Raw genomic sequence first — 13,635 nt, 5'->3', positions numbered from 1 at the left:
GCTTCAGCCTCCCGAATTCAATAGGGCTCCCTGATGGAGCCCGGCAATCGGGTGACGCATCATGGATTTCGACCAGTTGACCCTGACCCAGGCCGCGGCCGACCTTCGCGCCGGGAAAGTCACGAGCACTGCGCTCACTTCGGAAGCCCTTGCCCGCGCCAAGGCCAACACGGATCTCAACGCCTTCGTCACCCTGGACGAGGCGGGCGCCTTGAAGGCCTCGGCTGCATTCGACGCAAGCGGCGACAGGAGCAAGCCGCTCGGCGGCGTTCCCATCGTGATCAAGGACAATATCGAGGTGGCCGGGCTTCCCTGCAGTGCCGGCACGCCCGCGCTGAAGGATTACGTGCCGAAGACCGATGCGCCGGTCGCAGCAAGGCTGCGCGCCGCCGGCGCAATCATCATCGGCAAGACCAGCATGCACGAACTCGCCTTCGGCATCTCCGGCTACAACACCGCATTCAAGACCGGCGCCGAGTTCGGCGTACGCAACGCCTATGATCGCGCGCTCATCGCGGGCGGCTCCTCGTCAGGCACGGGTGCCGCGCTCGGGGCGCGGATCGTCGCGGGTGGGCTTGGTACGGACACGGGCGGATCGGTCCGGGTCCCGGCGGCGCTGAACGGATGCGCCTCGCTGCGCCCGACCGTCGGCCGCTATCCGCAAGAGGGCATTGCGCCGATCTCGCACACCCGCGACACCGCAGGGCCGATGGCCGCGACCATCGCCGATGTCGCGCTGCTCGACCGCGTCATCGCGGGTGGCGACGACGTCGTGCCGGCCGACCTGAAGCAAGTCCGCATCGGCATCGTGGAGATGATGCTGGCCAATCTCGATGCCGACACCGAAACAGCATTCCAGGCGGCCGTCGCGGCAATGAAGGCACAGGGTGTCACGGTGGTCGAGATCGAAATGCCGCAGCTTGCCGGGCTCAACGGCCAGGTCGGCTTTCCCGTCGCGCTGTACGAAGCCTATGACGACATGGTCGCCTATCTCGCGCACACCGGAACCGGCCTCACCATCGAGGCGCTGGCAAAGGAGATCGCCAGCCCCGACGTGAAGGGCACCTATGATGGCCTCGTCATCCCGCGCAAACTGCCCGCCCCCGACAACACGCTGCTCGACGCCAGGCCGATCTATGACGCAGCGATCAGGACAGCGCGGCCCGCGCTGCAGGCGCTCTACAGCGACACGTTTTCCGGGAATAAGCTCGACGCTATCGCCTTCCCCACCACGCCGCGCGTCGCCATTGCCTCCAATCCCGACTCCAGCAGTCTGGAGAATTTCGGCCTGTTCATCCAGAACACCGACCCCGGCAGCAATGCCGGCATTCCCGGCATCCAACTTCCGATCGCGCTCGGCGCCACTAGCAAATTGCCTGTAGGTCTCGAGCTGGACGGCCCGGCAGGCAGCGATCGCCGCCTGCTCGCGATCGGGATGGCACTTGAAAAGATATTCGGGCGGCTGCCGGCGCCGCGCCGGTCATGAGTAGGGATTGATCAGCTTCTGCTGCTCGGCGCTGTGGTGCACCAGCATGTCGATGAAGGTTCTGACCTTCGCCGACAGATGATGTTTGTGCGGATAGACCGCGTTCATCGACATCTCGACAGGACGATACTCGGGCAGGAGCCGAACGAGGTGACCGGCCTCGAGATCGTCCCGAATGAGAAACCCGGCCATCAGACAGACTGCAGCGCCTTCCAGCGCGACCTCCCGCAAGGCCTCACCGCTATTGGTGATGAAGCTGCCGGAGATCCGTACCGATGCCGGCGTGCCCTTGCGGTCGAAGAAGCGCCAATCGTCGCCGTAGGGATAATTCACGTGACGGCCGCAATTATGCGCGGTGAGCTCATCGAGCTTCCGCACGCGACCATGCCTCTCGAGATAGTCGTGCGAGCAGCACAGCACGTGGCGCCAGGTGGCAAGACTGCGGACGATCAGACTCGAATCCGGCGGTGTGGTCATGCGCAGGGCAACGTCATACCCTTCCTCGATGAGGTCGACCTCGGCTTCGCCCATGCGCAGATCGATCTTGAGCTCTGGATAGGTCGACAGCAGTTTCGCCGCAACGGGCGCGACAAACGGCACCATGTGCGTGGCGACGTGGACCCGCAACGTGCCGCGGGGGACCGACTGCAATTCGCTCGCGATATCGTCGGCCTGTTCGATATCGGCGAGGATCTGGACGCAGCGGTCGTAATAAGCCTTGCCGATCTCGGTGAGGTTGACCCTGCGCGTGGTGCGCTGAAGCAGCCTCACCCCGAGCCGGTCTTCCAGCGCCTGAACGTGATTGCTCACCATGGTGGTCGACATGTTGAGCTTGCGGGCCGCTGCAGAGAAGCCGCCGGCCTCGACCACCCGGCTGAAGACTTCGAGGCTGGTCAATCGGTCCATGCCGCCTGATTATCCGCTCTTGATCGATAATCTCAAGGTATTCGCCCCGATTATCTATCAGATCACCTCGCTTGCGGCATTGGTACGTGGGTTAGCAGCAATCGCTCGACAGGCGCGGCAATCGCTCTGGGGCAGACGCACGTCCGGTTGGGTAGACCATACCCACCTCAGGCGAGGCCCCGGACTATCCACTCCTAGTGGATAATCCTTCCAGCATTTCGCCGATTATCGCTCGAACTGGAAAGACCGATAGTCCCTGCCAGCCGATAGGAGACCGTCATGTCCGAGATGCCTCGCACCGAAAACTTTCAGCAAGCAACTGAAATCACTCAAGATTATTCCAAGGCGCCGCCGCGTGTGCCGGTCCGTAACAAGCTCCGGCGCGCGGCCTTGGTGCTCGCGCTCCTCGCGGGCACGGCAGCGATCGCCTATTACGGACACGACTACTGGACCAGCGGCCGTTATCTCGAGACGACCGACGACGCCTATGTAAAGGCGGACTCCACGATCGTCGCGCCGAAGGTTTCCGGCTACATCGCGAAGGTCCTGGTCGGCGACAATGAAAAGGTCAAAGCCGGCCAGGCGCTGGCCAGGATCGACGATCGCGACTTCAGGGCGGCGCTCGATCAGGCCCGCGCCGATGTCGCCGCCGCGGAGGCCTCCGTGCGCAACCTCGATGCCCAGCTCGAACTGCAACAGCCGATCATCGAGCAGAGCACGGCCGACGTCACGGCTGCGGACGCCAATCTGAAATTCGCCCAGGAGGAGCGCGCCCGCTACGACGATCTGATGAAGTCGGGCTCCGGCACGATCCAGCGTGCACAGCAGACCGATGCAGCGCTGCGCGCCAGCAGCGCGCAATTGCAGCACGCGAAATCGGGCCTTCTGGCGGCACAGCGCAAGGTCGACGTGCTCACCACCCAGCGCGCCCAGGCCACAGCCCAGCTCGCACGCGCCCGCGCCGTCGCGGACCAGGCGCAGCTGAACCTGTCCTATACCGAGATCACCGCACCGGTGGACGGCACGGTCGGCGCCCGTAGCTTGCGCGTCGGCCAGTACGTGCAGGCCGGCACGCAATTGATGGCGGTGGTGCCGCTCGATGCAGTCTATGTGGTCGCCAACTTCAAGGAGACGCAGCTCACCCATGTGCGTCCCGGCCAGCCGGTCGAGCTGCGCGTCGACAGCTTCCGCAGCCAGACGCTGCGCGGTCATGTCGACAGCCTGTCGCCGGCCAGCGGGCTCGAATTCGCACTGCTGCCGCCCGACAACGCCACCGGCAATTTCACCAAGATCGTGCAGCGCGTCCCGGTGAAGATCATGCTCGACGATCACAGCCTGACCGGCCTGTTGCGGCCCGGCATGTCGGCGGTGCCGACCGTTGACACCAAGCAGGCGGTGCTGGCCGAACGCGAAACGGCGAAGCGCCTCGCCGACAATACGTTCCACCCGAACGGCGGGTGACGCCGGCATGTCGGCTGGATCATCCAGTTCTGCTGGATGATCTTTCCAGAACTCCACCGATTATCGAAACCGTCCGCCCAATGCATCCTGTCTCCATAACCGAGACGAGGCTTCCATGAGCACGCTCCAACCGGCCGTCAACGCCGCTTCCGCCGCCAACCTCCCCGCGCCCGCCGCGGCTCCCACGACTCCGGCCGTGTCGGCCAAGACCTGGATCGCGGTCATCGGCGCGACGCTCGGCGCCTTCATGGCGGTGCTGAACATCCAGATCGTCAACGCCTCGCTCGCCGACATCCAGGGCGCGATCGGCGCCGGCATCGACGACGGCGGCTGGATCTCGACCTCCTACCTGATCGCGGAGATCGTGGTGATCCCGCTGTCGGGCTGGCTCGCCCAGGTGTTCTCGATCCGCATCTATCTCCTCACCAACGCGATCCTGTTTCTGCTTTTGTCCGCGGCATGCGCGCTGGCGCAGGACCTGCCGCAGATGATCGTGCTGCGCGCCGTGCAAGGCTTTACCGGCGGCGTGCTGATCCCGATGGCCTTCACGCTCATCATCACGCTGCTGCCGCGCGGCAAGCAGCCGGTGGGCCTTGCGCTGTTCGCGCTGTCGGCGACGTTCGCGCCCGCGATCGGCCCGACCATCGGCGGCTATCTCACCGAGAATTTCGGCTGGCAGTACATCTTCTATGTCAACCTCGTGCCGGGCGCGATCATGGTCGGCATGCTCTGGTATGCGCTCGACGCCAAGCCGATGAACCTGTCGCTGTTGCGCGACGGCGACTGGGCCGGCATCATCACCATGGCGATCGGCCTGTCCGCGCTTCAGACCGTGCTGGAGGAAGGCAACAAGGACGACTGGCTCGGCTCGCCTTTCATCGTGAAGCTGTCCGTCATCGCGGCCGTCGCGCTGGCTGCCTTCCTGATCATCGAGCTCACCGTGAAGAAGCCGCTCTTGAACCTGCGCCTGCTGGTGCGCCGCAATTTCGGCTTCGGCATGCTCGCGAACTTCCTGCTCGGCATCGCGCTGTACGGCTCGGTGTTCATCCTGCCGCAATATCTGGCGCGCATCCAGGGCTACAATGCCGAGCAGATCGGCATGGTGCTGGCATGGACCGGACTGCCGCAGCTCGTGTTGATCCCGCTGGTGCCGCGCCTGATGCAGCGCTTCGACGCGCGGATCATCATCGGCGTCGGCTTCGTCCTGTTCGCGGCCTCGAACTTCATGAACATCGACATGACCAACGACTACGCCGCCGACCAGCTGCTGTGGCCCAACATCGTTCGCGCGATCGGACAGGCGCTCGTCATGGCCCCGCTGTCGGCGGTCGCAACGTCAGGCATCGAGCCCGAGAATGCGGGCTCAGCCTCCGGCCTGTTCAACATGATGCGCAATCTCGGCGGCGCCGTCGGCATCGCGCTGCTCCAGACCGTGCTGACCAAGCGCGAGCAGTATCACTCCAACGTACTCATGCAGTCGGTCTCGGTGTTCGAGCAGGCCACCCGCACGCGGCTGGAACAGCTCACCCAATATTTCGTCAATCACGGCATTCTCGACCGTGCGGATGCGTCGCATCGTGCCTATGTCGCAATCGGCCATATCGTGCAGAAGCAGGCCTATATCCTGGCCTTCAGCGACACCTTCTACCTGCTCGGCATGGCGCTGATCGTGGCCCTGATCGCCGTCCTCTTCCTGAAGAAGCCCGGCCAGACCTCGGCCGGTGGAGCCCACTGACGTCAACCCAGCAAAAGGAGAACGACCATGAAGCCCCGCATGAATTTCTACCAGGCCGCCCCCGACACGATGAAAGCGCTGATGGCACTGGAAGAGCAGATCCAGTCGACCGGCCTCGAAAAATCGCTGATCGAGCTCGTCAAGATCCGGGCGTCGCAGATCAACGGCTGCGCCTTTTGCATCAACATGCACACCGAGGACGCCCGCAAGCGCGGCGAGACCGAGCAGCGGATCTATCTGCTCAACGCCTGGCGCGAATCCCCGCTCTACACCGACCGCGAGCGCGCCGCGCTGGCCTGGACCGAGTCGGTCACGCTGATCTCCGAGACGCATGCGCCCGACGACGTCTACGAGCAGGTCCGCGCGCAATTCTCCGACGCGGAGACGGTGAACCTGACGATGCTGATCGGGGCCATCAATGCCTGGAACAGGATCGCGATCGCATTCCGTGCGGTGCATCCGGTGAAGGTGAAGGCGTCGGTGGCGTGAGGGGCACGACGCTGCCGCGACTCACTCCGCTGTCATGCCCCGCGAAGGCGGGGCATCCAGTACGCCGCAGCCTCTCGATTCAATCACGGGCGTCACGGAGTACTGGATCGCCCGCCTTCGCGGGCGATGACAGTGGAGGGTGTGGCTTAAACCGCCGTCGCCTTGGCGAATTCCACATAGATCTCGCGCAGACGCGTCGCCATCGGGCCGGGCTTGCCCTCGCCGATTGTCTTGCCATCGACTGCGACCACCGGCTGCACGAACGACGAGGCCGAGGTGATGAAAGCTTCCTTGGCGGCGAGCGCCTCGGCGACCGTGAAGGACCGCTCCTCGACGCGGAGCTGACGTTCTTCCGCGAGCGCGATGACGGCCTTGCGGGTACAGCCCGGCAAGATCGCGTTGGAGTTCTTGCGGGTGACGATGACGTCGTCCTTGGTGAGGATGAACGCCGACGATGACCCGCCCTCGGTGACGTACCCATCCTGCAGCATCCAGGCTTCGCCCGCGCCGGCTTCCGCCGCGGCCTGCTTCGCCAGTACCTGCGCCAGCAGCGCCACGCTCTTGATGTCACGCCGTTCCCAGCGGATGTCGGGCACGGTGATCACGTTGATGCCGGTCTTCGCCGAGGCAGCATTGATGATGTCCTTTTCCGAAGTGAACATCACCAGGCTCGACTTGACCTCAGCCTTGGGGAACGGGAAATCGCGGCCCTTGTCCGCGCCGCGCGTCACCTGGAGGTAAACCAGGCCGCTTTCGAGCTTGTTGCGCGCAATGAGCTCCTTCTGGATCTCGGTGATGCGCTCGACCGTCTCCGGCAGCCTCAAGCTGATCTCGCCGACAGAACGCTCCAGCCGCGCCAGGTGCGAGGCGTTGTCGACCAGCTTGCCGTCCAGCACGGCCGAGACCTCGTAGATGCCGTCGGCGAACAGGAAGCCGCGGTCGAGGACCGAGATCTTGGCTTCCGAGAGCGGGACGAATGAGCCGTTGACGTAGGCAATCGAGTCCAAGGCAGGTCTCCTGGCGGGAAAAGGGGATTTGGCTGTCCGTATACGGGATTTGGTGAGCCCGATAAACCCTCGATCCGTCATTCCGGGGGCATTCGCAAAGCGAATGAGCCCGGAATCCATTTCACCTTCCGTATTGCCGCCCGATGGATTCCGGGCCCGCGCCAAGTGGCGCGTCCCGGAATGACGACTGGTCAGTGGGAGAGAATCTTCGACAGGAACTTCTGCGCGCGGTCGCTGCGCGGCTTGCCGAAGAAATCCTCCTTCGCCGCGTCCTCGACGATCTCGCCGCGATCCATGAAGATGACGCGGTTGGCGACCTTGCGGGCAAAGCCCATCTCGTGGGTGACGACCATCATGGTCATGCCCTCGCGGGCGAGATCGACCATGACGTCGAGCACCTCGCTGACCATTTCAGGATCGAGCGCCGAGGTCGGCTCGTCGAACAGCATGACGATCGGATCCATCGCGAGCGCGCGCGCAATCGCAACGCGCTGCTGCTGGCCGCCGGAGAGCTGCGCCGGAAACTTCTGCGCCTGCTCCTTGAGGCCGACGCGATCCAGCAACTGCATGCCTTTCTTCACCGCCTTGTCGTAGGGACGGCCAAGCACCTTCTGCTGGGCAAGGCAGAGATTCTCGATGATCTTGAGATGCGGAAACAGCTCGAAGTGCTGGAACACCATGCCGACGCGCGAGCGCAGCTTCGGCAAATCGGTCTTGGGATCGTTGACCTTGGTGCCGTCGACGCTGATGTCGCCCTCCTGGAAAGGCTCCAGCGCATTGACGCATTTGATCAGCGTCGACTTGCCCGAACCCGAGGGACCGCAGACCACGACCACCTCACCCTTGGTGACGCTGGTGGTGCAGTCGGTCAGCACCTGGAAGGTCGGGCTGTACCATTTGTTGACGTGGCTGATTTCGATCATGACCGACACGCTCTATCGAATGATGGCGATGCGCGCCTGGAGGCGACGAACGCCGAAGGACGCAACACAGGAGATGGTGAAGTAGACGACGGCGGCAAACAGGTACATCTCGACCAGGCGGCCGTCGCGCTGCGCGACCTTGCTCGCCGCGCCCAGAAAGTCCGGGATCGAGAGCACGTAGACCAGCGAGGTGTCCTGGAACAGCACGATGGTCTGCGTCAGCAGCACCGGCAGCATGTTGCGGAACGCCTGCGGCAGCACGACGTAGCGCATGGTCTGGGCGTAGGTCAGGCCGAGCGCGTTGGCGGCGGCCGGCTGGCCGCGCGAGATCGACTGGATGCCGGCGCGCATGATCTCGGAGAAGTACGCCGCCTCGAACATGATGAAGGTGATGAGCGAGGAGGCGAACGCGCCGACGCTGATCGGCCGCGACGCGCCGGTCACCCACTGCCCGATATAGGGCACCAGGAAGTAGAACCAGAAGATGACCAGCACCAGCGGCAGCGAGCGCATGAAGTCGACATAGATGCCGGCGATGCGGCCGAGCACCTTGAAGCCCGACAGTCGCATCAAGGCGATCGCAGTGCCGAAGACCAGGCCGCCGAAGCCGGCCAGCGCCGTCAGGGTCACCGTGAACGTCATGCCCTCGTAGAACAGATAGGGCAGCGCGCGGCGGATGACGTCGAAATCGAGATTACCGAACATGGCGCTATTTCCCCGTGATGTAGCCGGGGATCGCGACGTAGCGCTCGAGGAAGCGCATCGCGGTCACGACGACGGCGTTGACAAGGAGATAGAGCAGGGTCGCTGCGGTGAAGGCCTCGAAAACCTGGAACGAGAATTCCTGCATCGAGCGCGCCTGTCCGGTCAACTCGAGCAGGCCGATGGTGATGGCGACCGCCGTGTTCTTGATGGTGTTGAGGAACTCGGAGGTCAGCGGCGGCAGGATGATGCGGAACGCCATCGGCAGCAACACATAGCGATAGCCCTGCACGGTGGTCAGGCCGAGCGCCGTTGCGGCCATCTTCTGCCCGCGCGGCAACGAGCCGATGCCGGCCTGCAATTGCACGGCGACACGCGCCGACATGAAGAGGCCGACGCCGATCGCAGCGGTCCAGAACGGTGCGTTCGGCAGTTGCTTCAGCCAAGTGCCGGCCGCCTTCGGCAACAATTCCGGCAGCACGAAGTACCACAGGAACAGCTGCACCAGCAGCGGCATGTTGCGGAAGAACTCGACCCAGCAGAAGCCGAACCAGTAAGCCGCCCTGGAGGGCAGCGTGCGCATGACACCGATCAGCGAGCCGAAGACCAGCGCGATGATCCAGGCAAGAACCGCCGTCTTCAGGGTCAGCGCCAGCCCCGACAGCAGCATGTCGAGATAGGTGCCGGTCCCCATCGGGTTCGGCTCGAAGAAAATTCCCCAGTTCCAGTGGTAGTTCACGTGTCCCCCGCGCGAACGAGCCAATCATAGATGTCGTAAACGTCTATGCAAATGTCCGGCCACTCCCTCCAGAATGGCCGGAATTTGCTTCCTCTCCCCGCAAGCGGGGAGAGGCGAACAACTCAGCTTACTTGTAGTCGTCCGGGTTCGGCGAGTCCGTCGGCTTGGCGAACTCGTTCTTCAGCTCGGCCGAGATCGGCGAATTGAGGTTCAGGCCCTTCGGCGGAATCTTCTGGGTGAACCACTTCTCATAGATCTTCTGGCCTTCGCCCGAGGTGTAGAGCGCGGCGGTCGCCGCATCGACCACCTTCTTGAACGGCGCGTCGTCCCTGCGCAGCATGATGCCGTAGGGCTCGGGCTTGGAGAACGCGTCCTTGGAGATGACGTAGTCGTCCGGCGACTTGGAGCCGGCAACGAGGCTCGCGAGCAGGATGTCGTCCATCACGAAGGCGACCGCGCGATCAGTCTCGACCATCAGGAAGGACTCAGCATGGTCCTTGGCCGGGATGATGTTGGCGCCGAGGCCCTTCGCAACATTGGCTTCGGTGAGCTGCTTGATATTGGTGGTGCCGGCGGTCGAGACCACCGTCTTGCCCTTGAGGTCGTCGATCGACTTCAGGCCGCTCGACTTCTTGAACACGTAGCGGCTGGCGGTCAGGAAGTGGGTGTTGGTGAAGGCGACCTGCTTCTGGCGCTCGGCATTGTTGGTGGTCGAGCCGCATTCGAGGTCGATGGTGCCGTTGGCCATCAGCGGAATACGCGTCGCCGAGGTGACCGGGTTGAGCTTGACCTCGAGCTTGTCGAGCTTGAGCTCCTTCTTCACGGCGTCGACGATCTTGTAGCAGATGTCCATCGCGAACCCGATGGGCTTCTGGTTGTCATCCAGGTAGGAGAACGGGATCGAGGAGTCGCGGAAGCCCAGCGTGATGGCGCCGGTGTCCTTGATGTTCTTCAGCGTGCCGGTCAGCTCCTGGGCCCCGGCCTGGCTGACGGCGAAGGTCGCGGCGAGCGCGAGCCCGATGTGACGGAAATGCTTCACTTTTTTGTTCCCCTTTCAGGATAATGCGGCCGGATGCAAGCACAAATCGGCCCGGATTAGAATGTGACTTTCGGCTGGCTTGCGGCCCAGGTTAATGGCCCAAGGTCAGAGGCTCAGGTCAGCGGCCTGGGCAATTCCCCGAGATCCCAGAACAGCCCGGCCATCACCGTCAAGGCCTCTTCGGTCAATGGCAGCAGGATGTGCTCATTGGGCGCATGCTGGGAGCATCCGGGATAGGAGTGCGGGACCCAGATCGTCGGCAGGCCCAGGATCTCGGAAAATACGTCGTTCGGCAGCGAGCCGCCGAAGTTCGGCAGCACAGCCGGCGCCTTGCCGGTCGTTTCTCGCACCGAATCCGCCGCCCATTTGATCCAGGGGCTGTCGAAATCAGTACGTGAGGCCGCAAAGCTCTGTGCGGCCCGCACCTCGACCATTGGGAAACCCTTCTCGACCAGATGCGCGCGGACGGCCTCGATCAGGCCGTCGATCTTCGTGCCGACGACGAAGCGCAGTTGCAGCACGGCATTGGCATGACCGGGAATGGCGTTGGCCGGCTTCTCGATATTGCCCGAGGACATCGCCAGCACTTCGAGCGTGTTCCAGGCATAGAGCCGCTCGGCCGCTGACAATCCCTCCTCGCCCCAGTTCTCCGCCAGCGCCGGCTCGTCCTCGGTCGGGACGACCTGCACATCGGCAAGATAGCTGCGGATCTGGTTGGTCAGCCGGGGCGGCTTCAGGGCATCGAGCTGGAGACGGCCATGGCCATCGACCAGCGTCGAGATCGCGTTGACCAGAATGGTCGCTGGATTGGCGAGCACGCCGCCCCAATTGCCGGAATGATGGCCGCCATCGCGCAAATTCACGTCGAGATGGATACGGATGCCGCCACGGCAGCCGAGGAAGAGCGTCGGGCGATCTGCCGACAGGCGCGGTCCGTCGGAGGCCATGAACAGATCGGCCTTGAGCGCATCGCGATTGAGATCGCAGACCTTGCCGAGATCGGGCGAGCCTATCTCCTCACCCATCTCGACGATGAATTTGGCGTTGAAGCCGAGCTTGCCGCCGCGGGCCTCGCGCACCGCGCGGAGCGCCGCCATGTTGATGCTGTGCTGGCCCTTGTTGTCGGCGGTGCCGCGGCCGTAGAGGCGCGTGCCCGCAACCGTCGTGCGCCAGGGATCGCGGCCATCGCGCCATTCGCCTTCCATGCCGTCGACGACGTCGCCATGGCCGTAAATCAGCACGGTCGGGGCGGACGCGCTCTCGTGATGCTCGGCGAACAGGAACGGCGCCTTGCCGCTGGGGGATTCGACCATACGGCTTTGAAAATCGAGCGCGGCGAAGGCCGGCTGCATCTCCTGTTCCAGATAGGCACGCAACTCGGCGCCACGCGACGGATTCTGGCTTTCGGTCTTGAAGGCGACGCGGCGGTCGAGTTCGGCGAGGAACGCGCCCGATTTGAAATCCTCACGGGCACGGGCGATGGCGTCGGCTCTGGTCATGACTTGTTTTCGAGATTTTGCGACGAAGGACCTTACCCGAGACAGGCTGCCCTTCGAAAGTGGCGGGGAGTTGGATAGTTCTTCGAGTTCTCTTGTGATTTCGTTCTTGCTCTCTTGAGATTGGCTTGCCAAGCGCGGCAGCACCGCTGATTTTGGCCTTGCCAAGGCCCGGTTATATGCAAGAACTTCGCCAAGTTGTGGCGCACGTCTATCATTCGAAGAGCGCTCAGTACAGAGCGCCGGGGGATCATCATGGCCAAGCAGATCAGGCTCAACGCCTTTGCGATGAATTGCGTCGCACACCAGTCGCCGGGCCTGTGGACCCATCCGCGCGACCGCACCGCCGAATATAACCGCCTGCCCTACTGGATCGACCTTGCCAGGACGCTGGAGCGCGGCCGCTTCGACGGGTTGTTCCTGGCCGACGTGCTGGGCGTCTACGACGTCTATGGCAACAGCCCTGACGCAGCCTTGCGCAATGCAGCACAGACGCCGTCGAACGAGCCGCTGCTCCTGCTCTCGGCGATGGCGGCGGTGACACAAAATCTCGGTTTCGGCGTCACCAGCAATTTGTCCTTCGAGCCGCCCTACCCCTTCGCGCGGCGGATGTCGACGCTCGATCATCTCACCGAGGGGCGGATCGGCTGGAACGTTGTCACCGGCTATCTCGACAGCGCCGCCCGCGGCGCCGGCAAGGACAAGCAGACCGGGCATGACGACCGCTACGACATCGCCGACGAATATATGGATGTCGTCTACAAGCTCTGGGAAGGGAGCTGGGAGGACGATGCCGTGCTGCGCGATCGCAAGCGCGGTATCTTTACCGATCCCGCAAAGGTTCATCGCGTCAATCATGAGGGCGCGAACTACCGCATCAACAACACCGTTCACCTCAGCGAACCGTCGCCGCAGCGCACGCCCGTGCTGTACCAGGCCGGCACCTCGCCGCGTGGCCGCCAGTTCGCGGCGCGTCACGCCGAATGCGTGTTCATGTCGGGACCGTCAGCCAAGGTGATCGCACCGCGCGTCTCCGCGATCCGGCAAGAGGCCGCCGCGCTCGGCCGCAATCCGGCCGAGATCCTGATGTTCTCGATGATGACGATCATCCTCGGCCGGACCGAAGCCGAGGCGAAGGAGAAATACGCCGACTACCGCCGCCATATCAGTCCCGAAGGCGCGCTGGCGCTGATGTCGGGATGGACCGGTGTCGACTTCTCCGGCTACGACCTCGACCAGCAGGTCCGCCACGTCCAGAACGACGCCGGCCGCAGCGCGATGGACAACGTCACCCGCGCCGACCCCGATCGGGTCTGGACCGTGCGCGACGTCATTGAGCATGTCGGCATCGGCGGCGCCGGCCCCGTGGTGGTCGGCACGCCCGAGATGGTGGCGGACAAGATCGAGCAATGGTTCGAGGCGACCGATGTCGACGGGCTCAACGTCGCCTTCGCGATCTCGCCCGGCGATTTCGAGGACATCGCCGACATGCTGGTGCCGGAGCTGACGAAGCGCGGACGGTACAAGCCGGAGTACGCAAAAGGCACATTGCGGGAGAAGCTGTTCGGCGATGGCCGCGCGCGGCTCGGCGCGCCGCATCCGGCGGCGGGGTATCGGGTGGGGAAGACGGGGTAGCCCCCTCTCCGGCGTCG

At 63.9% G+C, this 13,635-nt stretch carries 12 protein-coding genes; 5 read left to right on the top strand and 7 right to left on the bottom strand.

All coding sequences use genetic code 11. The annotated features are described in order from the left end of the window. Positions 1–61 precede the first annotated feature (61 nt). Positions 62–1,486 (top strand): indoleacetamide hydrolase, encoded by a 1,425-nt coding sequence (gene iaaH / locus BM118_RS21580; protein WP_092187483.1) that lies wholly within the window; start codon positions 62–64, stop codon positions 1,484–1,486. Here iaaH and BM118_RS21575 read toward each other — a convergent pair. After that, positions 1,481–2,392 carry a LysR family transcriptional regulator gene (locus tag BM118_RS21575; RefSeq protein ID WP_092187482.1) on the bottom strand — a complete coding sequence of 304 codons (912 nt, stop codon included), beginning with the start codon at positions 2,390–2,392 and terminating at the stop codon, positions 1,481–1,483. The genes iaaH and BM118_RS21575 overlap by 6 nt on opposite strands. Positions 2,393–2,671: 279 nt before the next feature. Here BM118_RS21575 and BM118_RS21570 point away from each other — a divergent pair, with 279 nt between their 5' ends. The 3 genes from BM118_RS21570 (at position 2,672) to BM118_RS21560 (ending at position 6,077) form a co-directional block, all read left to right on the top strand. Beyond that, entirely contained in the window at positions 2,672–3,853 is a 1,182-nt protein-coding gene (locus BM118_RS21570) for an HlyD family secretion protein (protein WP_092187481.1), read from the top strand. A 115-nt stretch (positions 3,854–3,968) separates the two neighbouring features. Next, the gene (locus BM118_RS21565; protein WP_092187480.1) at positions 3,969–5,588 is read left to right on the top strand and encodes an MDR family MFS transporter; all 1,620 of its coding nucleotides are present in this window, start codon (positions 3,969–3,971) and stop codon (positions 5,586–5,588) included. A gap of 27 nt (positions 5,589–5,615) precedes the next feature. After that, positions 5,616–6,077, top strand: coding sequence for a carboxymuconolactone decarboxylase family protein (locus BM118_RS21560; protein WP_007615070.1), 462 nt, complete (start codon positions 5,616–5,618; stop codon positions 6,075–6,077). A gap of 146 nt (positions 6,078–6,223) precedes the next feature. On the opposite strand, the gene BM118_RS21555 is transcribed toward BM118_RS21560, so the two are convergent. The 6 genes from BM118_RS21555 to BM118_RS21530 all read right to left on the bottom strand — a co-directional run bounded on the left by BM118_RS21555 (position 6,224) and on the right by BM118_RS21530 (position 11,986). Next, positions 6,224–7,084 (bottom strand): D-amino-acid transaminase, encoded by an 861-nt coding sequence (locus BM118_RS21555; RefSeq protein ID WP_177234532.1) that lies wholly within the window; start codon positions 7,082–7,084, stop codon positions 6,224–6,226. A 191-nt stretch (positions 7,085–7,275) separates the two neighbouring features. Beyond that, a complete protein-coding gene (locus tag BM118_RS21550) occupies positions 7,276–8,007 on the bottom strand; it encodes an amino acid ABC transporter ATP-binding protein (protein WP_092187479.1) in 732 nt (243 codons plus the stop codon). A 12-nt stretch (positions 8,008–8,019) separates the two neighbouring features. Then, positions 8,020–8,712: an amino acid ABC transporter permease gene (locus BM118_RS21545; protein ID WP_092187478.1), complete on the bottom strand. Its 693-nt coding sequence runs from the start codon at positions 8,710–8,712 to the stop codon at positions 8,020–8,022. A gap of 4 nt (positions 8,713–8,716) precedes the next feature. Beyond that, positions 8,717–9,448, bottom strand: coding sequence for an amino acid ABC transporter permease (locus BM118_RS21540; protein WP_027547451.1), 732 nt, complete (start codon positions 9,446–9,448; stop codon positions 8,717–8,719). Positions 9,449–9,575: 127 nt separating this feature from the next. Beyond that, positions 9,576–10,487, bottom strand: coding sequence for an amino acid ABC transporter substrate-binding protein (locus BM118_RS21535; RefSeq protein ID WP_092187477.1), 912 nt, complete (start codon positions 10,485–10,487; stop codon positions 9,576–9,578). A gap of 113 nt (positions 10,488–10,600) precedes the next feature. Further along, entirely contained in the window at positions 10,601–11,986 is a 1,386-nt protein-coding gene (locus BM118_RS21530; RefSeq protein WP_092187476.1) for a M20 family metallopeptidase, read from the bottom strand. A gap of 252 nt (positions 11,987–12,238) precedes the next feature. Here BM118_RS21530 and BM118_RS21525 point away from each other — a divergent pair, with 252 nt between their 5' ends. Beyond that, positions 12,239–13,618 carry an LLM class flavin-dependent oxidoreductase gene (locus tag BM118_RS21525; protein ID WP_092187475.1) on the top strand — a complete coding sequence of 460 codons (1,380 nt, stop codon included), beginning with the start codon at positions 12,239–12,241 and terminating at the stop codon, positions 13,616–13,618. The last annotated feature ends 17 nt before the right edge of the window (positions 13,619–13,635 follow it).

It is taken from the genome of Bradyrhizobium sp. cf659, assembly GCF_900113725.1.
Lineage (GTDB): Bacteria > Pseudomonadota > Alphaproteobacteria > Rhizobiales > Xanthobacteraceae > Bradyrhizobium.
Note: the sequence above shows the minus strand (reverse complement) of the source record. Positions and strands in the feature narration are given on the sequence as shown.